Source organism: Pseudonocardia sp. Cha107L01 (assembly GCF_052566575.1).
On record NZ_CP199579.1, the window covers coordinates 6680625 to 6705213 of the forward strand.

A 24589-nucleotide genomic window follows, 5' to 3' on the forward strand; every position below is an offset into this window, starting at 1 on the left:
CCGCGCAGAGCGCGCGTCCACCTCACCAGCGGCGCCGACGCACGACGACGCGGTGCGATGATCGCGGCAGTTTGGGCTCAGGGACGGCGGCGCGGAAGGGCTCGGTCCACTCAACGGACCGCCACTCCCGCGACCTCCTCCCAACCACCACGGCCGCGGGTCAGAAGATCCGGGCTAGAGTCACTCCGTGTGACCGAGGCTCTGATCGCTTGGCTCCGCGCCTCTGATCCGGCGTTGCGCTGGCAGGTCGAGCGCGACCTCGTGTGCGAACCGCCCGAGGTCTGGGAAGCAACGCGGGCACGGATCGCGACCGAAGGTTTCGGCGCGCGCCTACTCGCGTTCCAGGACCCGGACGGCCAGTGGGCTGGCGGTGCGTTCTTCCCCGCGGACTTCGACTTTCACGGTCCTGAGGCGGCAGAAGGTGCCGGGCAGCCCTGGACGGCGACGACGTGGACGCTCAACTCGCTGCGGGAGTGGGGCCTCGACGGCGCTGTCCTGCGCGAGCGCCGCACGGCCGAGCTTCTCGCCGAGAACAGCCGCTGGGAGTACAACGACCTGCCGTACTGGGGCGGCGAGGTCGACTGCTGCATCAACGCCTGGACGGTCGCCAACGGTCTGTGGCTCGGCGCCGACGTCACCGGCATCGTCGACTGGTTCCTCGAGCATCAACTGCCCGACGGCGGCTGGAACTGCGAGTGGATCGAGGGCTCGGCTCGATCGTCGTTCCACTCGACGCTCAACTCTCTCAAGGGACTGCTCGCCTACGACGTCGCTACCGGAGGCACCGCCGCTACGCACGCTTCGCGGCGCTCCGGCGAGGAGTATCTCCTGCGGCGCGGACTCTTCCGCCGTCTCTCGACCGGCGAACCGGTGGCGCCGTGGGTGGACCGCTTCGCCTACCCGTTCCGCTGGTCGTACAACGTGCTCAACGCGGCCGAGTACTTCCGCCAGGCTTCACTGCGCGACAGCGCGACACCGGACACGCGCATGGCTGACGCGATCGAGCTCATCCGTGCCGCCAGACAGCCGGACGGCACCTGGCTCCAAGCCCGCCGACACCCCGGGCGGGTGTGGTTCGAGGTCGACACGCCGGCGGGGGAGCCATCGAAGTGGCTGACTCTGTTCGGGACGCGAGTGCTGGCCTGGTGGGACTCCTGACTGGGTAGTTGTCCACCCCGGCCTTAGTCGTCCGTGAGATGCGCCAGCGCGACGACGAGGCGTTCTGTGATGTCGGGTGGCCACGGGAAGCTGACGGGGTCAGGTAGCCGGTGCAGACGGCGAAGAGTCGCGCCCGGGGATCGTCGCCCTCGGCGTCCCTGGGTCCTCGCAATCGCCGGCGGCGGATTCGCGGTCGCGGCTGTCCTGGAGAGCCGCCGGCTCACCCCGACCGCCGCGCCGTGGGCAGCCCGCCAGCTACCTGAGTCCAGCCGGCGCTGAGCACAGCCGCCCCGGGATCCAGCTGGCCGACCTACCAGTTCTGCCACGATGGACCCGACGGAGCCGAACCAGGTGAACGGTGGGTACATGGAACTGCTGCTGCTGTCGAACTCCCGGTCACCGGGTCAGCCGATGCTCGCGCATGCGGCTGAGGCGCTGGTCAAGTTCGTCGCCGGGCGCCGCGTCACGTTCCTGCCCTATGCGTTGGCTGATCACTCCGAATACGCAGAGGCCGTGGCCGGGGCGCTGGGCCGCTACGAGATCGAGATGACTGGGCTGCACACCTCGACCGACCCGATTGCCGACGTCCGTTCGGCGGAGGTCCTGTTCCTCGGCGGCGGCAATACCTTCCGGCTGCTGCGCGCGCTGCAGTCGCTCCGACTGGTCGAGCCGATCCGGGACGCGGCGCTCGCCGGCGCTGGGTACCTGGGCGCGAGCGCCGGCACCAACATGGCCTGCCCGACACTGCGCACCACCAATGACATGCCGATCGTGGAACCCGGGTCGTTCCAGACGCTGGACCTGATCCCGTTCCAGATCAACCCGCACTACCTCGATCCGGATCCCGCCTCGACGCACATGGGCGAGACGCGCGAAGAGCGGTTGTTGCAGTTCCTCGAGGAGAACGACGTGCCGGTACTCGGTCTGCGCGAAGGGTCCTGGTTGCTCGTCACCGGGGACGGGAAGGCGAGCCTGGGCGGACCGCACTCCGCCCGGCTGTTCGAGCGCGGTCGCGAGCCGCTCGAGCTGCCCGCCGGCGCCGAGCTGTCCTCCCTACTGGCCAGCGAACCCCGCTTCGACACGCCTTCGCACTAGTTCGGCTCGTCGGCGCCCTGTAGTCGGCACATCGGCCCGTACAGCCCGACGAGTCGGTCGAACTCCTCCGTGTCGTACCACCGGCAGCCGCCGGCGCCGTACGCCTTCGCGGCCTCGATACAGAACCGGACCGCCGACTCCACGCTGGTCAGGTCGCTGGCGCCGGTACCCGAACCCGGCACCACCGTCTCGGTGGTGATGGCCACTCCGACCACCGGTGCGGAGGTTGCGGTGGCCGGCTGCAGGATCGAGTTCACGTGGTGAACGCCGTTGCCGTATGGCGTGATGTCCTGCATGGTCAGCGGCAGGACTGCCGGCGCCCGCCCGGTCACCTGGCTGGCGATGTCCAGCAGGTCCTCGGACACCCGCAGGATCCAGCCCTGTCGGACGGTCGGCGTGATCGCGAAGCCCTGGTGGTTGCACACCCGGTTGCCCTTGGTGGTGTCGACGCTCAACACCGCGTCCATCGCGTCGTCCACCTCATGCGCGTTCATCACCTCCATGCCCACCGGCGAGTTCATGAACGGCACCGGGTCGTGCGGGCGGATCGGTGCGTCCGGGCACACGTGGGTCGCGACCAGCACATCCCCGGGTAGCAGGTCCCCCCGCGCCCGCATCCGGCCGAGCTTGGCCGCGGCCGCCAGTACGGTGAGCGCACCGTCCCCGTCGGAGACGAAGCCGATTCGTTCGGGGCGAGCGCCGATCCCGCCCAGCCGGCCGATCAACCCGAGCGTGGGCGCGGTCCCGCCGACTGTGCGCACGTTCGCCCCGGGGATGAGCACGCGCACGAACTCGGTGCTGCCCCGCTCCCCGACCACCGGGCTGACCTGGATCTCCTGCACACCCGCACCGCGCAGCCACTCGGCCACGGCGGCACCACCGATCCGGGGGTCATCGAGTAGCTCGAATCCGTCCACAACGTCCCGCCAGCTCACTTCGTCCCCGCCTCCCCCGCACTGGCTCCGAGCTCTCGACACCATGAACCCCGAGCAGGCGATGATCGGGAGCTCGCCGGAAAGGGAACAACCATCGTCGGGGTCATCGATGCCGATCACTATGAGAGCCTGGTACCACTCGGACCAGTACCAGGCCGCGGCACAGGAGCGTCAAGAGACCAGCGTGGGCCGCGTGCTACTGGTCGGCGGATGGAATCGTCCGTGGTGAAACGCCAGCCCACAGGGCGTGCCGCGAGCTCCTGAGTCAGCTCGCCCGGTCGGCGGCCGAGCGACGGGTCGCCCGGTACAGCGCGAGCACGGCCGCCACGAACACCACCACACCGATCGGGATCGCCCAGGTCCCGAAGCCCTCCCCCACCACGGCCAGCGGCGCCTCCTTACCGGTGGCGGCCACGATGCCGGCGAAGACCACGCCGAACAGGCTCTCGCCGACGATCAGCCCGGTGGCCATCAGCACGCCCAGCCGCTTCGTGAGCTCGACATCGCCACCTCGGCGCTCGGCCCAGCGGTCGTGGAGGCGGCCGAGCACCGCGCCGAGTGGGATGAGCAGGGTCAGCGACATCGGCAGGTACATGCCCATGCCGACGGCCAGCGGCGGAAGCCGGAACCTGCCGGTGCGGCTGAGTACCTCGTCGATCGCAACCACGACCGCCCCGATCGCCGCGCCGAGCCCGATCAGCCCCCAGTTCAGGTTGCCGCCGAACACCCCCTTGGCCAGCGCCGAGATCAGCGCCGCCTGCGGGGCGGGCAGCGCGTTCGGGCCGGCGCCAGGGGCGCCCGCGAAACCGAACGCGGTGCCCAGCAGGTTCAGCACCGGCGCGATCACCAGCGACCCGAAGACCACCCCGATCACCAGCGCGACCTGCTGCCGCCACGGGGTGGCGCCGACCAGCTGGCCGGTCTTGAGGTCCTGCAGGTTGTCGTTGGAGATCGTCGCGATGCTGAACACGATCGCGGTCGTGAACAACGAGTAGGCGATCAGGGCAGTGCTGTTGGTCGGGTCGCTGTTGCCGTGCGCGAGCACTGTCAGCAGTGCCACGCCGATCACGGTCAGGATGCCGACCCCGGAGATCGGGCTGTTCGACGAGCCGATCAGGCCCGCCATGTACCCGGCGACCGCCGCGATCACCGCGCCGATGACGACCACATACACCAGGCTGACCACGATCGTGCCGCCCATCGTCCCCGCCAGCGACGTGCCGTGCGTGAAGCCGTACAGCAGCAGGGCAATGGGGATCAACGCAGCCGCGCTGACCCCGGCGACGATGCCGATCGGCAGGTCGCGCTCGGTGAGACCGAGCACCTCGCCGCCGCGCCGGGCCCGGGCCGCCACCGCCGCCGACCGGATGCCCCCCACGATCGGGCCGATAATCTTCAACAGCGTCCAGATCGCGGCGACCGCCATGGCCCCGGCGCCGATGAACCGGACGTCGTGGCTGAACGTGCTGCTCACCACGTCGTCGACGTCCGCGCCGACCGGCAGGTGGCCCCAGGTGAGCGTGGGCAGCAGCACCCCGTAGGAGATCAGCAGCCCGACGAGCATGGCCGCCCCGACGCTCACCCCGACCAGATGCCCGACGCCGATCAGCGCCATCGACAGGCTGGCCCCGACGGTCGAGCCACCGCCCCCGATCCGGAACGCCACCGACAGGTCGTTGCTGAGCACCTTCAGCGCGGCCAACAGCGAGAACCCGGCGGAGGCCAGCGAGCCCACCACGATGGCCCGCAGGCCCTTCTTGTTGCCCTCGGCGCCTTCCTCGGACTCCGCGCCGACCTTGAGCGCCTCGGCCGCCGCGACGCCCTCCGGGTACGGCAGGTCGGAGCCGGTCACCAGGGCGCGGCGCAGCGGCACCGAGTACATGACGCCCAGCGTGCCGCCGATGACGCAGACCGCGACCGTCGTCCAGTACGGGAAGCCCTGCCACCAACCGATCATGATCAGGCCGGGCAGCACGAAGATGATCGAGGACAGGGTGCCCGCCGCGGACGCGATGGTCTGCACGATGTTGTTCTCGAGAATCGAGTGGTCCCGGAAGTAGCGCAGCAGCGCCATCGAGATCACCGCGGCCGGGATCGCGGTGGCGAAGGTCAGCCCGATCTTCAGCCCGAGATAGACGTTGGCGGCGGTGAACACCAGGGTGATCAGGCCACCGAGTACGACACCCCGGAAGGTGAGCTCGCGCAACGTGGTGGCGCTGGACGTGGTCGGCTCGGCCATGTATCCCCCGGTTCGGTGTCTCGAGAACCCGCCCCAGAGATTATGTGACCTTGAGCGCCAGACGATGCTGCCGCGCTTGCGCAACGGTGGTGGCACGGCGCGTGCCGAAAGCTGTGCCACAAGCGCACAGCATTCGTGTCAGATTCTTGATCTCCGTGCCCTGTCGGCAAGGGGTGAACTCTCACACGTCTTCGAGACCGGACGGACACCTGGCGTTAACCTAAGGACTGATTTCGCTGTGCCCCGGGTGGTGCCGCACATACCGCACCCAGCCTCGACCCGGCAGACGCCACAGCACGTTCACCAGGAAGGTGAGACATGCGCCCGCGCGCTGCCCGCTGCCGTTGCTGTGCCCGAACCACGCCGACCCGGGCCGGTGCCCGGTGACGCTGGCGCTCACCCGCGGCCCCGCGCTCTACCCCGCCACACTCGCTCCGGACCGCCGCACGCTGCTCGACGTGCTCGCCGAGACCGCCGCGAAGCACGCAGGCGAGGCCGCGGTCGACGCCGGCGGCACGGTGCTCACCTATCGCAGGCTGGCCGAAGAGGTCGGCATCGTCCGGCGCCGCCTCGCCTTTGCCGGCATCGGGGTCGGTGACCGCGTCGGCGTCCGGATCTCCTCCGGCACCGCCGAGCTGTACGTCGCGGTCCTCGCGGTACTCGCCGCGGGCGCCGCGTACGTCCCGGTCGACGCCGACGACCCCGAGGAGCGGGCCGAGCTCGTGTTCGGCGAGGCCGGGGTGTGCGCGGTGCTCGGCGACAACGGGTCCCTCACGACGCACGCCACGCCGATCGGCACACCGGGCGCACCCGGCCCCGACAACGACGCGTGGATCATCTTCACGTCCGGCTCGACGGGCACGCCGAAGGGCGTCGCGGTCAGCCATGGCTCCGCCGCGGCGTTCGTCGACGCCGAGGCTCGCCTTTTCCTCACCGACGAGCCGATCCAGCCCGGTGACCGGGTGCTGGCGGGGCTGTCGGTCGCGTTCGACGCCTCCTGCGAGGAGATGTGGCTCGCGTGGCGGCACGGTGCCTGCCTGGTCCCGGCACCCCGGGCCCTGGTGCGTACCGGGGTCGACCTCGGACCGTGGCTGGAGGCGCAGCGGATCACGATCGTCTCCACCGTCCCGACGCTCGCCGCGCTCTGGCCGACGGAGGCGCTGGAGGACGTGCGCCTGCTGATCTTCGGCGGGGAGTCGTGCCCGCCCGAGCTGGCCGAGCGGGTGGCCGTCGAGGGCCGCGAGGTATGGAACACCTACGGGCCGACCGAGTCCACCGTCGTCGCCTGCGCCGCCCAGCTCACCGGTGAGGGGCCGGTCCGGATCGGACTGCCGCTCGACGGGTGGGCGCTCGCCGTCGTCGACAGTGCGGGCGACCCGGTCGCGATGGGCGAGAGCGGCGAGCTGGTGATCGGCGGAGTCGGCCTCGCCCGTTATCTGGACACAGCGAAGGACGCCGCGAAGTTCGCCGCGCTGCCCTCGCTGGGCTGGGAGCGCGCCTACCGCAGCGGTGATGTGGTCCGCGCCGACGAGGCCGGGCTGCTGTTCCTCGGGCGCGCCGACGAGCAGGTCAAGCTCGGCGGGCGGCGCATCGAGCTGGGCGAGGTCGACGCCGCGCTGCTCACGCTGCCCGGCGTCCGGGGCGCGGCGGCCGCAGTGCGCCGCACCCGGGCCGGGAACCAGGTGCTGGTGGGGTACGTGGTCACCGACGGCGGTCTGGACACCGATACCGCGTCGCTGGCCCTGCGCGAGCAGCTCCCTGCCGCGCTCGTCCCGCTGCTGGCGGTGGTCGACGACCTGCCGACGCGCACGTCCGGCAAGGTCGACCGGGACGCACTGCCGTGGCCCCTGACATCGACACTGCCGGCGGCCAGCGGCGTCGACCCCGTCGCGGCGGGCCTGCTGACCCCCACCGAGGGCTGGCTGGCCGAGGGCTGGGCGGAGATCCTCGGCGTGGCGGTGACCGACCCGGGGGCCGACTTCTTCAGCCACGGCGGCGGCAGCCTGACCGCTGCGCAGCTGGTGGCACGGATCCGCACCCGGCACCCGCGGGTGTCGGTCAACGACATCTACCTGAACCCGAAGCTGGGGTCGCTGGGTGCCCGGCTAGACACACTGAGCACGACCACGGCCAGCCGGCGCGACGTCGCTCCGACGCCCCGGCGCGCGGCGTTCGCGCAAGCGCTGCTCATGGCTCCGATCCTGGCGCTGGTCGGCCTGCGCTGGGCGAGCGTCGCCGCCGCGATCTCGACGGTCGCCGCCACCGCGCTCCCGCTCCCCTGGATGCCTGCAGTGCCGTGGTGGTCGCTCGCGGTGGCCTGGCTGGTGCTGTTCAGCCCGGCTGGCCGGGTCGGGATCGCGGCGGGGGGCGTCCGGCTGCTGCTGCGTGGCGTGCGTCCCGGCAGCTATCCGCGCGGTGGCTCGGTGCACGTGCGGCTGTGGGCGGCCACCCGCCTCGCGGAGCTGTCCGGCGCGACCGGCATCTCCAGCGCGTCCTGGACCACCCGCTACGCCCGCGCGCTCGGCGCAAAGATCGGCAAGGACGTCGACCTGCACTCGCCCCCTCCCGTGACGGGCCTGCTCAAGTTGGGGCGCGGCGCGGCGGTGGAGCCGGAGGTGGATCTCGCCGGCCACTGGGTCGACGGCGATGTCGTGCACATCGGCAAGATCCGGATCGGTGCCGGGGCAACCGTCGGCTCGCGCAGCACCCTGCTGCCGGGCACGCGGATCGGCAAGGGCGCCGAGATCGCCGCGGGGTCGACGGTGCGCGGCGCCGTCCCCGCCGGTCAGCGCTGGGCCGGCTCGCCGGCGGGGCGGACCGGCAAGAGTGGCGTGCGCTGGCCGTCCTCTCGGCCACCGCGTTCGCGCACCTGGACGCTCGCCTACGGCGTCACGTCGATACTGCTCGGGCTGCTGCCCGCGGTGGCCGCGCTGCCGGCGCTGGTGATCGTCGCCGCCGGGGTCGCCGAGAGCAGCGTCAGCGGAACGAGCATCGGCGGCGCCACGACGTCGCCCTCGGCCGCGATGGGCCGGGCGCTGCTTATGGTCGCCCCCGCGACGGTGGCGTACCTGCTGGCGTACGCGGCGCTCGTCGTCGCCGGGGTGCGCCTGCTCGGCATCGGAATGGCCGAGGGCTTCCACCCGGTGCACAGCCGCGCCGGCTGGCAGGTCTGGACCACCGAGCGGCTGATGGGCATGGCTCGCACCAGCCTGTTCCCGCTGTACGCCAGCCAGTTCACGGCCGCGTGGCTGCGGTTGCTCGGCGCAAAGGTCGGCCGCGACGTGGAGGCGTCGACGGTGATCGCGCTGCCGAAGATGACCACGGTCGCGGACGGCGCGTTCCTCGCCGACGACACCATGGTCGGCACCTACGAGCTCTCCGGCGGCTGGCTGCACGTGGCGCCGTCGCGTGTCGGCAAGCAGGCGTTTCTCGGCAACTCCGGCATGACCGCGCCGGGCCGTTCGGTGCCCAACCGAGGGCTCGTCGGCGTGCTGTCCGCGACCCCGCGCAAGGCGAAGAAGGGCTCGTCGTGGCTCGGTCTGCCGCCGATGCCGCTGCGCAGGACGGTCGAGCGGGGCGACACGAGCCGCACGTTCAACCCGCCCCGCCGGCTCAAGATCGCCCGAGGGCTGATCGAGCTGTGCCGGGTGGTGCCGGTGATGTGCTCCGTCGCGCTCGCCGTGCTCGCCGTCGGGGTGCTGATGGCGGTCCAGGCCGCGGCCGGGTTCGTGGTGGCCGCGTTGCTCGCCGGCCCGCTGCTGCTCGCGGCGGGTGTCACGGCCGCCGGCGTGACGACAGCGATGAAGTGGCTGCTCGTGGGCCGGTTCCGACCGGTGGAGCACCCGCTGTGGAGCTCATTCGTCTGGCGCAACGAGCTGGCCGACACGTTCGTCGAGGTACTGGCGGTGCCGTGGCTGGTCGGGCCGGCGAGCGGCACGCCGGTGCTGACGGGGTGGCTGCGGTCGATGGGCGCGAGCATCGGGCGCGGCGTGTGGCTCGAGACGTACTGGCTGCCCGAGTCCGATCTCGTGCGGCTCGGCGACGGCGCGACCGTCAACCGGGGCTGCGTCGTGCAAACTCACCTGTTCCATGATCGGATCATGAGCATGGACGAGGTACACATCGACGAGGGCGCGACCCTCGGGCCCAACGGGATCATCCTCCCGGGCGCGGGCATCGGCGCGGCGACGACGGTCGGACCGGGATCGCTGGTCACCCGCGGCGACACCGTCCCGGCCGCGACCCGCTGGCTGGGCAACCCGATCACGACGTGGGGCTGAGCCGCAAACCGACGGTCGGCGCGGCGCGGTCGGGCGACCCGTACCTGCCAGCACACGGCAACGGTGGGTACCGGGTCGAGCACTACGAGCTGGACCTCGACTACAAGCTCGCGGCCAACCGGCTCAGCGGGCGGGCAGTGCTCACCGCCGTGGCCGACGCGCCGCTGAGCCGGTTCAGCCTCGACCTCGCCGCGTTCCGCGTGCCGAAGGTGCTCGTGGACGGCCGGCCGGCGCGGTTCACGCAGACCCGTTCGACGCGCAACGGCGACAAGCTGCACGTCACGCCGGCCCGAGCGGTCGAGGGCCCGTTCACCGTCGAGGTGCGCTACGTCGGCAACCCCGCACCGGTGTCCAGCCGCTGGGGCGACGTCGGCTGGGACGAGCTGACCGACGGCGCGCTCGTCGCCAGCCAGCCGGTCGGCGCGCCGTCCTGGTTCCCGTGCAACGACCACCCCTCGGACAAGGCGACCTACCGCATCACCGTGACCACCGCGGCGCCGTACACGGTCGCCGCCACCGGCGTACTCACCGCACGGCGCCGCTCGGCCGGCACCAGGACCTGGGTGTACGAGCGGACGGAACCCACTGCGTCGTACCTGGTCAGCGTGCAGATCGGGCGCTACGACGAGGTCGAGCTCGCCGCCGGCCCCGTGCCTCAGATCGCATTGGTCCCGGCCCGGCTGCGCAAGAGCGCCGCGCGCGACCTCGGCCGGCATCCCGCGATCATGACTGCGCTGGAGGGTTTCTTCGGCCCGTACCCGTTCGCCAACTACCAGCTCGTCGTCACCGAGGACGAGCTGGAGGACCCGATCGAGGCCCAGGGCATGTCGATCTTCGGCGCGAACCATGTCGACGGCCGGCGCACCCACGAGCGACTCGTCGTGCACGAGCTGGCGCACCAGTGGTTCGGCAACAGCCTCACCATCGCCGACTGGAGCCACATCTGGCTCAACGAAGGCTTCGCGACGTACGCGGAGTGGCTGTGGTCGGAGGCGTCCGGCGGCCGGTCCGCCGCCGCGCATGCCCGGGACTGGCACGCGCGGATGGCGGTGAAGCCGGCCGACCTCGTCCTTGCCGACCCGGGGCCGGGGCGGATGTTCGACGAGCGGGTCTACAAGCGCGGCGCCCTGGTGCTGCACGCGTTGCGCGGTCGGATGGGCGACGAGCCGTTCTTCGCGCTGCTACAGGACTGGGCGGCGCGGCATCGGCACGCGACGGTGTCCACCGCGCAGTTCGTCCAGCTGGCCGGGCAGCACGCCGCGACCGACCTCTCGGCGTTCTTCACCGCGTGGCTGCACCGGCCCGCGCTCCCCGGTATCGCCGCCCGAGACCGCTGACGTCCGACTCTCAGAACAGCCGGGAGCGGCAGAACACGCACGGCCTCGTGATCTTGTTCTCTCGGGCGCGCCGATCGGGCTAGCGGTGTGCGAGGCCGTCGATCATCAGGGCGAGGGTGAAGTCGAACCGGTCGTGGCCCTCGCCGGCGGTGAGCTCGGCGGCGTAGCGGGTGGTGTGCGGGAAGGTCTCGGCAGGCAGGGTGGTGAACCGGCGTCGCAGTTCGTCCCCGTCGAGGACCCAGGCAGCGTCATCCTGTTCCGATCGCTGGCGCCTGATCGATGCCTCGAGGCAGTGGGCGGCCACGTACAGCAGGAGGGCGACGATGGCTCAGGCGGCGGACTGCGGGGCGACGCCGCCGGCGAGCAGGATCGCCAGCATTCCTTCGCTGACGCGGAGGATCTCGAGGTCGGTGGGGGCCATGGCGAGCGCGCCGCGGGAGATTCCGGGGTATTTCAGGTACTGGTCGCGGAACTGGGCGCACACGCCGCGGATCTGCTCCCCGCCAGGACGCGGGGTCGGGCTCGGGAGGACGAGCTCGGCGCACGTCGTTCGCACCGACACCACCGACATCGCCGGCCTCGAATCCGCCCTGCACCGATGGACCGGCGCACCGTCACCCTCACCCGAGCACGAGCCGGTGGGCTGAACCTCGCCACCGGGCGCTGGGCGTCAGCTCGCCTTCGGCGGTCTCGTCGGCCCGGCGCCGACGCCGAGATCGACGAGCGCAACCTCGATCTCGTCGAGGTCGTCGTCGGTCAGGGCGAAGTCGGCGGCGCCGATCCAGCCGTCCACCTGGTCGGGCGAGCGCGGGCCGACGATCGCGCCGGTCACGCCCGGCCAGCTGAGCACCCACGCGACGGCGACAGCCGCGACCGTGGCGTCGTGGCGCGCGGCGATGGGGCGCAGGCGGTCGCGCAGTGCCAGGTTCGCCTGCAGCGCCGGCGGCGCGAAATGCGTGAAGTCGATGTGCCAGCGCCGCCAGTCCCGGCTGTCCATCAGCGCCAGTCGCTCGGCGGAGAAGGTGTCGGTCAGCAGGCCGGCCTGCAGCGGGCTGTAGCAGATGAGCCCGGTGCCGTTCTCGGCACACCAGGGCGCGAGCTCGGCCCCCGCGCGCCGGTCGATCAGCGAGAACGGCGGCTGCAGCGAGTCGACGTGGTGGATCTTCTCGCAGCGCTCGAGCAGGTCCACGTCGAAGTTGGACACGGCGCCGGCCCTGACCTTGCCCTGCTCGATCAGCCGGCCCATCTCCGCCCAGGAGTCCTCGACCGGCACGCCGGTGCCGTCCGGCCAGTGGAACTGGTAGAGGTCGATCCGCTCGACGCCAAGGCGCCGGAGCGAGGCGTCGCACTCCTGGCGGATCGAGTCCGGGCGCAGGCAGCGCACCGGGTCACCGAACACGTCCGAGTCGGACCAGCGCAGGCCGCACTTGGTGAACAGGTACGGCCGCTCCTCTTCGGGCATGCCCGCGATCGCGCGCCCGACCATCTCCTCGGCATGCCCGCGTCCGTAGACCGCCGCGGTGTCGATCCAGTTGACGCCGAGCGCCACCGCGTGGCGCAGCGCGCGCACCGAGGTGGCGTCGTCCTGCGCGCCCCAGTTGTACTTCCACTCGGCGCCCCCGATCGCCCAGCTCCCGGCGCCGACGACGCTGATGTCGTACCCCGTCCGGCCGAGCTGTCGTGTGGCGAGCGGTGTCATTCGGGTCCTCCTCGAGTTGTGGGGACACGGGACTCGGGCATGAACCTGGACAGCTCGCGCCGGTGGCTCTGCACCATCAGCTCGATGAGCTCCTCCATGGAGATCTCGCTCAGGTCCTTGTCCAGGGTCACCCGGCCCTGCTGGATCACGTTGATCCGGTCGCAGATGTCGAACAGGTGCGCGTAGTTGTGGTCGATGACGATCACCGAGATGTCCGTGTTCCGGCACAGGCCTTTGATCACGTGGATGATCAAGGCCGTCTCCTTGGCCCCCATCGCCGCGAGTGGCTCGTCGAGCAGCAGGATCTTGATGTCCTGCTGCCGGATCGCCCGGGCGACGGCGATGGCCTGGCGCTGACCGCCGGACAGCTTGGCGACCGGTACGTCGATGGACAGGATGTCGATCGCCATCTCGTCCAGGCAGCGGCGCGCGGCGGCGCGCATCGAGGAGTTCTTGAGGAACCTGAACCAGCCGCCCCCGGTGTGCTCCCGGTTCAGGAAGAGGTTGTGGAAGACGCTCAGCTCGTCCACGAGCGCGAGATCCTGGAACACCGTCTCGATGCCGTGCGCGCGGGCGTCCTGCACCGAGCGCAGTCGTATCTCCTTCCCGTCCAGATAGATCCGTCCGCTGTCCGGCTTGTGGAAGCCGGTCAGGATCTTGACGAGGGTGGACTTGCCCGCGCCGTTGTCGCCGACGAGACCGAGGATCTCGCCCCGGCGCAGATGCAGGTCGATGCCCCGCAGTGCGGTGACGGGGCCGAAGCTCATCGAGATGTCCTCGATCCGCAGGACGTCCTCGACGTCGCCTCGCCCTTCCGTCGCGGCCTCCGACGTCATCGGGGCACCGATTCCTTCCGTCGGTTGAACGGCGAACCGAGCATTCGGGCGAAGGACCCCTGCCCCGTTCCTCTGATGGTCGCCCGCTCGATCTGAACGTTGAGGAACATGGCGACCAGGATGGCGACCCCGAGGATCAGGTCATAGGCGAAGGAGTTGACCCCGATGACGTGGAAACCGTCCTCCAAGATGCCCAGCACGACCGCGCCGATGGAGGCGCCGATCATGGTGCCGCGTCCCCCGGTGAGAGCCGTGCCGCCGATCACCGCCGCGGCAACGCCGTAGAACATGAAGGTCAGCCCAGGTGTGGACGGGTCGATGCTGCCGATGTGGTAGCCGTCGAGGATGCCGATGAGGCCGCCGATGAAGGCGCACAGCACGAAGCACCAGATCTTGACGAAGTCGACCTTGATGCCGGACTCCCTGGCCGACTGCGCGTTGCCGCCGACGGCGACGACGTGCAGGCCGAAGGAGGTCCGGCGCAGCATGATGTAGAGGATCACCATGGTGGCGATCGCCCAGTAGGCCTCGGCCCAGGTCCCGCCGCCCAGTACGAGCGCGAGCGTTCCCTCGCCGACGGGGTTTGCCGGTGCCCCGTTGGAGCCGATGAGGATGACACCCTCGAGAGCGAAGGTCATTCCGAGCGTCGTGATGAACGATGGAATGTGGAGTTTGACGGTAATGAGGCCGTTGACCCATCCCACCGCGGCACATATCACCATCGAGAGGACGATCCCGAACGGGACGGGAATGCCCCCGTTGTTGAGGTGCTCGACGATAAACGGCGAGAGCACATAGACCTCGCCCACCGAAAGGTCGATCTCGCCCAAGATGAGGATCGGTACCTCGGCGAGGGCGAAGAAGGCGATCGGAGCGATGAAGCTGGCCAGTGCGGCCGCGTTGTCGCCCGTGAAGAAGTTCGGGGACTCGATCGTGAAGAAGATAATCAGCGCGAGGGCGACGACCGAGATCACCATTTCCTGCAGGTGCAGCTCGCTGAACCGTCGAAAAGCCGATGCGGACGCCCAACGGGTTTCTGGGGCGCGTGTAGCTTGGGACTCAGAATAAGAGGAGATTTCAGCACCGCCTCGCACCGGGCTCATACCTGTCTAGCGGGTTCCCGCGGACACCTGAATGGTCTTCGGCGGGGTGAGCACCACCGGCGTGGTACTGGACCCCTCCCAGCTGTCCTTGTGGTTCACGTAGTCGCCCACATTTTTGTTGTCGACGTACTTGAAGCCGGTGTTGATATTGACCGGTGTAATGAGGCCGCCAGTGATGTTGTAGAGGAACAGCTGGTAGATGGTCATTGCGCCCTGCAGGTAGGCCTGCTGGTCGACCGTGAACGCCAACTGCCCCTGGGCGATCAGGTCCAGCACCGGAACGCCGACGTCAAAGGCCGCGCCACCGACACCCTTCGCTGCCAGGCCCAGCTTCTTGATCGCCGTCGCGACGGCGACCCCGTTGCTGCCGCCGCTCGAGAACATGAACTTGACGTTCTGGTGCCCCTGGTACCAGGCCTGGATGGAGGCGAGTGCTGGCCCTTCGGTGGCACCGACGGCGACCTGGATGAAGTCGATGCCAGCCTGGTTGAACACGCTTGCGGCGCCGTCCATGCGCGGCTGCTCGTTGAGCGAGCCCGGGACACTGATCATGCCACCGACCAGGTCGCCTTTCTTCACGTGGCTGAGGATGCGGGTGGCCACGGCCACACCAGCCTGGTAAAGGTCCTGACCGATGTAGGACATGGCGTTGTTGCCCTTGCCTACCGGAGCCTCGGCGTTGTACGCAACGACCGGGATTCCGCGGCCGAGCGCCCTATTGGTCACGTCGTTGAAGGCGGTCGGGTCGACGATGCAGCAGCCGATACCGTCGACCTTGTTGTTGACCGCGACCGAAAATGCGTTGACCATCTCGGGGACGATGTCTTTCTCGGAGCCGGTCCAGTTGTAGGAGCACCCCAACAATGCGCACATGTCGTCCGCTCCGGCCCGGACGGGCACGAAGAACGGGTCAGCTGTCACATGGCAGACCAAGGTGAACTTGTAGGCGCGATGTTTGGGCCAAGGGTCGTGTGTGTCGTTTTGCGAGGTCGTCGCGGTAGTGCTTGCACAACCTGCGAGAGCTCCTATAACAGAGACAGCTGCCGCCGTGGAGCCAGCATTGCGCAACAAGCGACGCCTTGACAGTTCGTGAATTTTCGAGCTTACGTCAGATCGACCGTATCCCGCCATATCCGCTGACTCCGTTGTCCGCTATTCTGGAATTAACATCATCCTCATGGCATGAAATAGTGACTGACCGAAGACCGTCAACGTGATACCCGCGGGCGCCCTCTCCGGCACCCATTCATGATCCGCGGCCTCGGCCTTACTCCGGGAACGTCACGTTAGCCCTCTAGTGAGAGGCTGTCAACATGTCATCGTCCTGTCATGACAGGAATCGAGGAATCAGTACAGATGGAGTCAGACTCGTTCCCGCGTAAAGAGGGATGCGCTCCGCCGACGGCCACCAGGTCGTCTACGGTCACCGTTGATCGCGGCGGCGCCGGATCTCCTCGTTGATCGCGGGCACGACCTCGTGCATGTCACCGATCACGGCATAGGTCGCTCTGGTCATCATCGGCGCGTCGGCGTCGGTGTTGATCGCCAGGATCGTCTTGGAGCTCGCGCAGCCCGCCCAGTGCTGGATGGCGCCGCTGATCCCGCACGGGATGTAGAGCTCGGGCGAGATCCGGCTGCCGGTCTGGCCGACCTGCTCGTGGTGCGGACGCCAGCCGAGGCTGGTGACCACCCGGGAGACGCCGAGCGAGCCGTCGAGCAGGCCCGCCAGCTCGACGACACCGTCGAAGCCGTCCGTTCCGCCGGCACCACGCCCGGCACCGACCACGACCTTGGCAGAGCGGAGGCTCCCGGACCGGTCCGGCTCCCCTGGTTCCGTCGACACCACGCGGGCCACCAGATCGGCCTCGGTCACCTCCGGGGAGAACTCGCGCAGGGTCGCCGTCGTGGGGCTCGCGGCCGGGGTGCTCTCGACGGCGTGGCCGGCCACGCTGAACACTGCCGGTCGGTCGTCGAGCCGCATCTCCTCGAGCGCGGCTCCGCCGACCACCTGCCGGGACACTACGAACGGCTGGGACATCGCCAACGGCGTCGGGCAGGCGACGACGTTCGCGGCCATCGCCACCCCGAGCCGGGCGGCGAGGTGGGCCAACACCTCGTTGCCCCTCGGGCTGCCGGTCGCGGTCACCGCGACCGAGTCGGTGACCTGGTGCGCAGCCTGCACAGCGGCCGCCCAGACCGCGCCGCCATAGGCCGAGAACGCCTCACCGGTGGCGTGGTGCACCTCGCTCACGCCATAGGCGCCGAGCGCCTCGACGGTGCCGTCCGGCAGCTCGCCCACCACGACGGCGCGGACCGGACCGCCGCCCCCGTCACCGGTCTCGCGGGTAGCGAGGTCGCGCGCGAACGTGACCGTCTCCAGCGATGCCTCGGTGGCGCCCGACCCATCGGTCTCGACCAACACCAGGATCATCGGAGCACCCCCAGGCTCCGGAGCAGGTCGACGACGGCGGGCGCCGCCGCCGTCCCCTCGCCGAGCACCTCGACGAGGCTCGGCTGCGCGGGCGGCAGCGTGAGCCGCACCCGCCCGGAGCCCACGGGCTCCCGCCGGGGTTCTACCACCTCGACGGCGACCTTCTTGGCCTTCATCCGCCCGGTGATCGTCGGGTACCGCGGCTCGACACCGCCCTCCAGCACGGTGGCCACCGCCGGCAGCGGGACCCGGTAGGTCTCGACACCGCCGTCCGCGCCGGCACCCCGCGCTGTCGCGACCCCGTCGGTCACCTCGACCGTGTTGATGCCGTTGACCACCGGGCGGCCGAGCTCGTAGGCCAGCCGGATCCCCACCTGGAAGTCACCGGTGTCGGCGGCGTCGTTGCCGAGCAGGATCAGGTCGTAGGTGCGACCGGCGGCCTCGTGGGCGGCGACCACCGCGGCGATCTCCCTGGCCACGTCGGCGGGGCCGAACCCGACCGGGTCCGTTTCCACCAGGACGGCGCCTGTACAGCCGACGCCGAGCGCCGAGCGCAGCTGCTCGACCGCCTCGGCCGGGCCGAGGGTCAGCACGGTCGCCGCGCCCCCGCCGGCCGCGGCGATCTTCACAGCCAGCTCGACCGCGCAGCTCTCGTGCGCGCTGACGGTGAAGCCGACGAACCGCGCGTCGACCCCCTGGGCGTCGGCGGTCAGCAGGACCTCCCCGGAGAAGTCGGGCACCCGCTTGACGCAGACCAGCACGTTTGTCACGGGTTCAGCCCTTGATCCGGTCGTTGGCCGGGTCGAACAGCGGCGTGGCGTCGATGGAACCGACCGTCACCGGGTAGAGCTCCTCCATGTAGGACACCGCAAGCTGGTTGCCGACGCTCGCCTGGTCCGGCGGCAGGTACGCCAGCAGCACGTGCGCGCCGAGCGACGGTGCCGACCCGGCCGAGGTGACATAGGGGTGGTGGCCGTGGCCGTCGGTGAGGACGGCGCCGTCGCGGGTCAGGATCGGCTCCCCGCCGAGCATGTAGCGCCGCACGCCGCTGGCCGAGGTGTGGTTGTCGACGGTCATCGTGCACAGCACCGACTTCGGGGCGGCCTCGCGCTGCGCCAGGTAGGCCTCCCGGCCGACGAACTCCGCCGCCTTGACCTTCGGGCGCTGCATGCCGGCCTCGACGATCGACCGCTCGGCGTCGAGCTCGAACCCGAAGGCGCGGTAGCCCTTCTCCAGGCGGCCGGTGGTGCCGTACACCCCGATCCCGACGGGGACCGCGCCGTGCGGCCGACCGGCCTCGTGGAGCAGCTGCCACAGCCGGGCGCCCTGCTCCATCGGCACGTAGAGCTCCCAGCCCAGTTCGCCGACGTAGGAGATCCGCGACGCGAGCACCGCGAGGCTGTCGACCTCGATGTCACGGCAGGTCAGGAAGCCGAAGCCGTCGTGGCTGATGTCGTTGTCGGTGACTGCGCCGAGGATGTCGCGCGCCCGGGGGCCCCACAGGCCGATGGTGGTGTAGGCCGAGGTCAGGTCGACGAGCTGGGCACTCCCGTCGGCGGGCAGGTGGTCGGAGAACCACTTCAGGTCGGCCATGCCGTGCGCGCCGCCGGTGACCACGCGGTAGCGGTCGTGCGCCAGCCGCATCACCGTGAGATCCGACCGGAAGCCACCCTTGGCGTCGAGTACCGGGGTGTAGATCACCCGCCCGTCGGCGACGTCGGACTGGGCGACGACGATGCCCTGTACCGCGCCCGCCGCCCCCGGGCCGACGACGTCGAAGATCACGAACGCGGACAGGTCGACGATGCCGGCGCGCTCGCGCATCGCCAGGTGCTCGGCGTTGATGATCGGCGACCACCAGCGCGCGTCCCACTCGTGCTCGCGCGGCAGTACCGCGTCCCCGTACTCGGCGAGCAGGCCCTCGTTGCCGGCGTACCACATCGGGCGTTCCCAGCCCGCGGTCTCGAAGAAGACAGCGCCCGCCGCCCGCTCGGCGGCGTGCATCGGCGCGAGCCGCTTGTCGCGCTCGCCCGCCCACTGCTCGGAGGGGTGCACGATGCCGTAGGTCTTGTTGAAGGCCTCGGCGGTGCGCGAGCGCACGTGGCCTCGGGTGCGCTGGTGCGGGTAGAAGCGCGCGATGTCGGTGTGGTGGATGTCGATCTCGGAGTGGCCGTCGGTCATCCACTCCGCCACGGCCCGCCCGACGCCCGGGCCTTCCTTGATCCACACCGCGGCGGCCGACCAGAGGCCGCGGACCTCGGGGGTCTCGCCCAGGATCGGCGCGCCGTCGGGAGTGAGCGAGAGCAGGCCGTTGATGGCGTAGCGGATCTCGGCGCCCTCGGCACCGAGAGCTTCGGGCATCAGCTCCAGCGCCTGCTCCAGCTGCGGGTCGAAGTCGTCCTCGGTGAACGGCATCTCGGTGGGCGAGAGCTTCGCCTGCTCGATCGACGGGATGTCGGCCGGGTCGTGCAGGATCGCGCGGTGGGCGTAGGAGCCGACCTCCATGTCGGCGCCGTGCTGGCGCTCGTAGCAGAAGGTGTCCATGTCCCGGACGATCGGGAAGGAGATCTCGCCCTCGCGCTCGGCGAGCTGCGGAACCGGGCCGACCGAGATCATCTGGTGCACCGCGGGTGTCAGCGGGATCGCGGCGCCCGCCATCGCCGCGAGCTTCGCGCTCCAGACTCCGCAGGCGATCACGACGGTGTCGGCCTCGATGTCCCCGCCGCTGGTGCGGACCCGCCGGATGCGCCCCTGTTCGACGTCGAGGCCGGTGACCTCGACGGTCGGCACGACGGTGAGCGCACCGAGCTCAATGGCCTTCTCGCGCATGATCGTGCCGGCGCGCAGCGAGTCGACGACGCCGACCGACGGTGTCCAGAAGGCGCCCAGGATCTTGTCCTTGTCGAGGAAGGGCACCTTCTCGACGACGTGCTCGGGGCTGACCAGCTCGGCCTCGATCCCCCACGCCCGGGCCGAGGACATCCGCCGGCGCAGCTCCTCCATCCGCTCCTCGGTACGGGCGACCTCGTAGCCCCCGGACTCGGTGAAGACGCCCATCTCCTTGTACTGCCGCATCGAGTCCAGCGTCAGATCGGTGAGCTCGCGGGAGTGGTCGACCGGGAAGATGAAGTTCGAGGCGTGGCCGGTGGAGCCGCCCGGGTTGGGCATCGCCCCCTTGTCGATCTGGACGATGTCGCGCCAGCCGAGGCGGGCGAGGTGGTACACGAGGCTGTTGCCGACGATGCCGGCACCGATCACCACTACGCGTGCGGTGGGCGGAACGCTGGCCATGATCTTCCCTCCTAGAGCTCCCCTCGGGGGGACCTTGACGGGCGCCATTCCCGGCTGCACTCTAACGGTGCTTTCCGAAACACTGGTTCCACAATATGGAACTCTTTTGGGACGGATGTCGATGACGACACAGGTGGGCAGTCAGGCCGTCGACCGCGCGGCCGCGTTGCTCACGCTCGTCGTGGAGTCCGGCGCCCCACGGACCTTCACCTCGCTCGTCGACGAGCTGGGCCTGGCCAAGTCGACGACGTCCCGGCTCCTGCAGGCGCTGGAGCGCAGCCGCCTCGTCCAGCGCGACCAGGCCGGGGCGTTCCGGCCGGGCGCGCTGTTCTCCCTCTACGCCGCCCGCCCCAGCGCGGTGCACGACCTCGCCGAGCTCGCCCGACCGACGCTGGAGCGCCTGGGCGAGCTGACCGAGGAGACGGTCAACCTCGCGGTCCCGCGCGGCAGCGAGCTCGTCGAGATCGCGCAGGTGGACAGCCGCTACGTGCTGGGCGCGACCAACTGGGTGGGTGTGGACGTACCGGCCCACTGCACGGCGCTGGGCAAGGTGCTCTACGCCTTCGGCTCGCTCCCGCTGCCGAAGGGCAACCTCGAGCGCCGCACCCCGCACTCCCCGGTCGACCGGGCACAGCTCGACCACGCGCTGGTCGAGATACGCCGCCGCGGCTGGGCCGCGTCGCTCGACGAGCTGGAGCTGGGGTTGGCCGCGGTCGCCGCTCCGGTCCGCGGTGTCGACGGGGCGGTCGTGGCCGCGATCTCCGTGTCCGGGCCCACCACCCGCATCAACGACCGTGGCATCACCGCGCTCGGCGAGGTCCTCCTCACCGAGCTTCGCGGCCTCTCGACCCAGCTCGGCAACCGCGCCGCAGGCGGGGGCCTGGCATGAGGTGGTCGTCGCGCCGGGCAACCCGTTCCACCGATGAAGGAGGCAGGGCATGGGCCAGCACGTACACCCGAACTACCCGACGGTCGACCAGTCAGACCGGTCGGTCCCGATCAACCTCCGCCAATCCGGCCCGACACCGGTCGAGCTCCTGATCTCCACCCGCATCCGCAAGTCGCCGTACTGGCACCTGTCGGTCGAGGCGGGCTGCTGGCGGGCCGAGGTCTACAACCGCGTCTACCACCCCCGCGGCTACGTACGGAAGGAAGACGGCGGGGCGATGGTCGAGTACGACTCGCTGGTCAACCACGTCACCATGTGGGACGTGGCCGTGGAGCGGCAGATCCGGGTCCAGGGTCCGGACGCGGAGGCGTTCGTCGACTTCGTGATCACCCGCGACGCCACCAAGATCCCGCCGATGCGCGCCCGCTACGTGATCCTCTGCAACGACAAGGGCGGCATCCTCAACGACCCGGTGCTGCTGCGCCTGTCCGACGACGAGTTCTGGTTCAGCCTGTCCGACAGCGACCTGATGCTGTGGCTGCAGGGCGTCAACGTGGGCAAGCGCTTCGACGTGAGCATCGGGGAGATCGACGTCTGCCCGGTGCAGATCCAGGGACCTAAGTCGATCGACCTGATGACCGACCTGATCGGCCCCGATGCCGCCACGATTCCGTCCTACGGCCTGTGGTCGGGCACGGTCGCCGGCTGCGAGGTGATCGTGTCCCAGACCGGGTTCACCGGCGAGAAGGGGTACGAGATCTACCTTCGGGACGCGACGCTGCACGCGGAGACGCTGTGGAACGCGGTACTGGAGGCGGGCAAGCGGCACGAGCTGGCGGTCATCGCGCCCGCGCACCACCGCCGGGTCGCGGCGGGCATCTTGTCCTGGGGACAGGACATGGACGCCGAGACGCTCCCGTTCCAGACCAATCTCGCCTACCAGGTGCCCCGCACCAAGGCGGGCGACTACATCGGGAAGGGTGCCCTGGAATCGGCCCGCGCCGCCATGGAGGCGGGATCGCCGCCGTGGACGCACCGGTTGGTCGGCCTGGTTCTCGGGGGCAAGCCCATCGACGAATACGCACCCGACTTCTGGCTGGTCACCGGGGCCACCGACGACAAGCCGATCGGCTACGTGACCTCGCCGTGGTACTCCCCCGAGCTGGAGACCAACATCGCCATGGCGTTCGTGCCGAACGCGCTGTCCGAGCTCGGCACCGCGCTGCGGGTCCGGCTGCCCGATGCCTACGCGGCGAAGCCGGGCGAGCCGGTCGACGCCGAGGTGGTGGACATGCCATTCCGGGAGTCGGTCAACCCGAACACCCGCGAGCGGCTCAAGCAGCGGGGTCTGGACGCCGCCGTGTGACCGTCGACCGTAGGCGATCCGGTGCCACCCTGGTCGGCCTGCTCCGCCACGCACGTTACGAGGTGATCCCCACCGCGGGCGTGGCGGAGAACGTTCTCGCGCACGTGCCCCTAGAGCTCACGGTGACCGTCACGGCGTCGCCGGCGAAGGGCCTCGAGGCCACCCTTGAGCTCACCGAGCTGCTCCGGGCCGCCGGCTACCGGGTCGTACCGCACCTGTCCGCGCGGCTGGTCCGGGACGGGGCGCACCTGCGCGAGATCGTGGACCGGCTGCGCGCTGTCGGAGTCGACGACGTGTTCGTGCCGGCCGGGGACGCGGACCCGCCGGCTGGCCGGTTCGACGCCGCGTTGCCGCTGCTCGTCGAGCTGGCCCGCCTCGACGGGCCGTTCCCGAGTGTCGGCATCCCGGGGTACCCGGAGAGCCACCCGAGGATCGACGACGACGTCACTGTCCAGGCGATGTGGGACAAGCGGGGGTACGCCACCTACATCGTGAGCAACCTGTGTTTCGACGCTCGGGTGTTGGCGACCTGGGTCGCGCGGGTCCGGCGCCGCCAGGTCACTCTCCCCATCCATCTCGGGGTGGCCGGCCCGGTCGAGTCGACCAAGTTGCTCGCCATAGCCACCAAGATCGGCGTCGGGGAGTCGACCCGGTTCCTTCGCACGCACCCGTTGTGGTTGACCAACCTCATCCGGCCCGGCGGCTACTCACCCGTGCGGCTGCTGCACCGGGTGAGCAACCTGCTCACAGCACCCGACTCGGGGGTCGCCGGACTGCACGTCTACACGTTCAACCAGCTGGCCGAGACAGAGCGGTGGCGACAGCGGATGCTCGAGGGACAGCCCCGTTGACCGCCAGTAGCTCGTCCGGACCGCGCTCCAGGCAGGACATCGCCGACCCCCCGCGGTCAGGGCGCGGGCAGCCAGGCGTTGACCTTGTCCGGGTTGGCATCCACCCACTTCTTCGCCGCGGCGTCCGGGGTCATCTTGTCCTCGGCGATCGACCGGGCGACCTGGTTCTGATCGTCGTTCGTCCACTTGAAGTTCTTGATCAGCTTGTACGCGGGGCCGTTCGCGTCGGCGAACTTCTTGCTCACGATCTTGTTCAGGTCATACGGCGGGTAGTCGCAGGCGATCTTCTCGGGGTTGGCGTCACAGCCCTTGGTGTAGGGCGGCAGGTGCACCTGGACCAGCTTGAGCTCGGAGAACAACCACTGCGGCGTGTAGAAGTAGGCGAGCAGCGGGGTCTTCTTCTCCTCGGCCTGCTTGAACGCCTGGATCAGCGCCGTCTCGCTGCCGCCCTGGACCACCTTGAAGTTCAGGTTCAGGTTCTTGACCAGCGCCTCGTCATTCGTCACGTAGGACGGGTCGCCGTCGAGGAGCTGTCCCTTGTCACCGGACTCCGAGGTCTTGAACATCGGGGCGTATTTGTTCAGGTTGTGCCAGTCGGTGATGTCGGGATACTGCTGGGCCATCCACGGTGGCACGAACCAACCGATGACCCCCTTGACACCCGTTGAGCCGGCGTCCACCCCGGTCTTCTGGTCCTCGATGTACTTCTTCGTCAGGTCGGGGTGCCCCCAGTTCTCCAGTACCGCATCCACCTCACCGGTGCCGAAACCCTGCCAGGAGACCTCCTCCTTGAGGTCCTTCTTGGTGACCTTGCAGTTGAGTTTGTTCTGCAGCACGTAGCCGACCACGGCCGCGTTCGCCTCGTAGCCCACCCACGGGTTGACCGCGATGTTCACGTTCTGGCAAGTGCCGCCGGACGAGGTGCCCCCGGCGGTGTCCCCGACCTTGGCGCCACCGCATCCGGCCAGCGTCAGCGCGACGGCCGCCGCTATGCAGGTCAGCCGTAGAACCGAACAGGTGCCGATCATCTTGGGTGCCACTGCCGAACCCTCCCTGTCCTGTCCACGACTGTCGGTCAC

At 70.0% G+C, this 24589-nt stretch carries 19 protein-coding genes; 7 read left to right on the forward strand and 12 right to left on the reverse strand.

Features of this window, described 5'->3' with window-relative positions; translation table 11 throughout:
- Window positions 1-189: 189 nt before the first annotated feature.
- A complete protein-coding gene (locus tag ACTXG6_RS31440) occupies window positions 190-1158 on the forward strand; it encodes a squalene cyclase (RefSeq protein ID WP_445183031.1) in 969 nt (322 codons plus the stop codon).
- A 366-nt stretch (window positions 1159-1524) separates the two neighbouring features.
- Entirely contained in the window at window positions 1525-2253 is a 729-nt protein-coding gene (gene pepE, locus ACTXG6_RS31445; RefSeq protein WP_445183032.1) for a dipeptidase PepE, read from the forward strand.
- Here pepE and ACTXG6_RS31450 read toward each other — a convergent pair.
- Together ACTXG6_RS31450 and ACTXG6_RS31455 are read right to left on the reverse strand one after the other, a co-directional pair.
- Window positions 2250-3188, reverse strand: coding sequence for a DUF1177 domain-containing protein (locus ACTXG6_RS31450; RefSeq protein ID WP_445183033.1), 939 nt, complete (start codon window positions 3186-3188; stop codon window positions 2250-2252). The genes pepE and ACTXG6_RS31450 overlap by 4 nt on opposite strands.
- A gap of 265 nt (window positions 3189-3453) precedes the next feature.
- Window positions 3454-5427: an OPT family oligopeptide transporter gene (locus tag ACTXG6_RS31455; protein WP_445183034.1), complete on the reverse strand. Its 1974-nt coding sequence runs from the start codon at window positions 5425-5427 to the stop codon at window positions 3454-3456.
- 383 nt (window positions 5428-5810) lie between these two features.
- On the opposite strand from ACTXG6_RS31455, the gene ACTXG6_RS31460 reads away from it, so the two are divergent.
- Both ACTXG6_RS31460 and ACTXG6_RS31465 read left to right on the forward strand, forming a co-directional pair.
- Window positions 5811-9707 (forward strand): Pls/PosA family non-ribosomal peptide synthetase, encoded by a 3897-nt coding sequence (locus tag ACTXG6_RS31460; protein ID WP_445190145.1) that lies wholly within the window; start codon window positions 5811-5813, stop codon window positions 9705-9707.
- The gene (locus tag ACTXG6_RS31465) at window positions 9698-11044 is read left to right on the forward strand and encodes a M1 family metallopeptidase (RefSeq protein WP_445183035.1); all 1347 of its coding nucleotides are present in this window, start codon (window positions 9698-9700) and stop codon (window positions 11042-11044) included. Before ACTXG6_RS31460 ends, ACTXG6_RS31465 begins: the two co-directional genes overlap by 10 nt.
- A gap of 79 nt (window positions 11045-11123) precedes the next feature.
- Here ACTXG6_RS31465 and ACTXG6_RS31470 read toward each other — a convergent pair whose 3' ends face one another.
- From ACTXG6_RS31470 to ACTXG6_RS31510, 9 genes are all read right to left on the reverse strand, one after another.
- Entirely contained in the window at window positions 11124-11348 is a 225-nt protein-coding gene (locus tag ACTXG6_RS31470) for a TetR/AcrR family transcriptional regulator C-terminal domain-containing protein (protein WP_445183036.1), read from the reverse strand.
- A 24-nt stretch (window positions 11349-11372) separates the two neighbouring features.
- A complete protein-coding gene (locus tag ACTXG6_RS31475; protein ID WP_445183037.1) occupies window positions 11373-11600 on the reverse strand; it encodes a hypothetical protein in 228 nt (75 codons plus the stop codon).
- A 114-nt stretch (window positions 11601-11714) separates the two neighbouring features.
- Window positions 11715-12743 carry an aldo/keto reductase gene (locus ACTXG6_RS31480; RefSeq protein WP_445183038.1) on the reverse strand — a complete coding sequence of 343 codons (1029 nt, stop codon included), beginning with the start codon at window positions 12741-12743 and terminating at the stop codon, window positions 11715-11717.
- A complete protein-coding gene (locus tag ACTXG6_RS31485; RefSeq protein WP_445183039.1) occupies window positions 12740-13579 on the reverse strand; it encodes an ATP-binding cassette domain-containing protein in 840 nt (279 codons plus the stop codon). The genes ACTXG6_RS31480 and ACTXG6_RS31485 overlap by 4 nt, the downstream gene beginning before the upstream one ends.
- Window positions 13576-14556, reverse strand: coding sequence for an ABC transporter permease (locus ACTXG6_RS31490; protein ID WP_445183040.1), 981 nt, complete (start codon window positions 14554-14556; stop codon window positions 13576-13578). The genes ACTXG6_RS31485 and ACTXG6_RS31490 overlap by 4 nt, the downstream gene beginning before the upstream one ends.
- Window positions 14557-14688: 132 nt before the next feature.
- A complete protein-coding gene (locus ACTXG6_RS31495) occupies window positions 14689-15603 on the reverse strand; it encodes a substrate-binding domain-containing protein (protein ID WP_445183041.1) in 915 nt (304 codons plus the stop codon).
- A 502-nt stretch (window positions 15604-16105) separates the two neighbouring features.
- Window positions 16106-17113 carry an electron transfer flavoprotein subunit alpha/FixB family protein gene (locus ACTXG6_RS31500; protein WP_445183042.1) on the reverse strand — a complete coding sequence of 336 codons (1008 nt, stop codon included), beginning with the start codon at window positions 17111-17113 and terminating at the stop codon, window positions 16106-16108.
- Complete coding sequence (locus ACTXG6_RS31505) at window positions 17110-17883, reverse strand: electron transfer flavoprotein subunit beta/FixA family protein (protein ID WP_445183043.1); 774 nt, start codon at window positions 17881-17883, stop codon at window positions 17110-17112. The genes ACTXG6_RS31500 and ACTXG6_RS31505 overlap by 4 nt, the downstream gene beginning before the upstream one ends.
- 4 nt (window positions 17884-17887) lie before the next feature.
- On the reverse strand, window positions 17888-20404 hold the full coding sequence (locus ACTXG6_RS31510) for a GcvT family protein (RefSeq protein WP_445183044.1): 2517 nt from the start codon (window positions 20402-20404) through the stop codon (window positions 17888-17890).
- A gap of 121 nt (window positions 20405-20525) precedes the next feature.
- On the opposite strand from ACTXG6_RS31510, the gene ACTXG6_RS31515 reads away from it, so the two are divergent.
- Genes ACTXG6_RS31515 through ACTXG6_RS31525 form a run of 3 tightly spaced genes read left to right on the forward strand, consistent with a single transcriptional unit; the run spans window position 20526 to window position 23510 of the window.
- Entirely contained in the window at window positions 20526-21293 is a 768-nt protein-coding gene (locus tag ACTXG6_RS31515; RefSeq protein ID WP_445183045.1) for an IclR family transcriptional regulator, read from the forward strand.
- 49 nt (window positions 21294-21342) lie between these two features.
- Window positions 21343-22659, forward strand: a complete 1317-nt coding sequence (locus ACTXG6_RS31520; protein ID WP_445183046.1) for a glycine cleavage T C-terminal barrel domain-containing protein — start codon at window positions 21343-21345, stop codon at window positions 22657-22659.
- A complete protein-coding gene (locus tag ACTXG6_RS31525; protein ID WP_445183047.1) occupies window positions 22656-23510 on the forward strand; it encodes a methylenetetrahydrofolate reductase in 855 nt (284 codons plus the stop codon). Before ACTXG6_RS31520 ends, ACTXG6_RS31525 begins: the two co-directional genes overlap by 4 nt.
- Window positions 23511-23566: 56 nt before the next feature.
- On the opposite strand, the gene ACTXG6_RS31530 is transcribed toward ACTXG6_RS31525, so the two are convergent.
- Window positions 23567-24550, reverse strand: a complete 984-nt coding sequence (locus tag ACTXG6_RS31530) for an ABC transporter substrate-binding protein (RefSeq protein WP_445183048.1) — start codon at window positions 24548-24550, stop codon at window positions 23567-23569.
- Window positions 24551-24589 lie beyond the last annotated feature (39 nt).

Excerpts from the sequence above, each read along its gene's own strand:
- ACTXG6_RS31480 (WP_445183038.1), bottom strand. The coding sequence starts at position 12,743 with ATGACACCGCTCGCCACACGACAGCTCGGCCGGACGGGGTACGACATC.
- ACTXG6_RS31500 (WP_445183042.1), bottom strand. The coding sequence starts at position 17,113 with ATGATCCTGGTGTTGGTCGAGACCGATGGGTCGGGCGCCACCGAGGCA.
- ACTXG6_RS31515 (WP_445183045.1), top strand. The coding sequence starts at position 20,526 with ATGACGACACAGGTGGGCAGTCAGGCCGTCGACCGCGCGGCCGCGTTG.
- ACTXG6_RS31485 (WP_445183039.1), bottom strand. The coding sequence starts at position 13,579 with ATGACGTCGGAGGCCGCGACGGAAGGGCGAGGCGACGTCGAGGACGTC.
- ACTXG6_RS31510 (WP_445183044.1), bottom strand. The coding sequence starts at position 20,404 with ATGGCCAGCGTTCCGCCCACCGCACGCGTAGTGGTGATCGGTGCCGGC.
- ACTXG6_RS31455 (WP_445183034.1), bottom strand. The coding sequence starts at position 5,427 with ATGGCCGAGCCGACCACGTCCAGCGCCACCACGTTGCGCGAGCTCACC.
- pepE (WP_445183032.1), top strand. The coding sequence starts at position 1,525 with ATGGAACTGCTGCTGCTGTCGAACTCCCGGTCACCGGGTCAGCCGATG.
- ACTXG6_RS31490 (WP_445183040.1), bottom strand. The coding sequence starts at position 14,556 with ATGGTGATCTCGGTCGTCGCCCTCGCGCTGATTATCTTCTTCACGATC.
- ACTXG6_RS31520 (WP_445183046.1), top strand. The coding sequence starts at position 21,343 with ATGGGCCAGCACGTACACCCGAACTACCCGACGGTCGACCAGTCAGAC.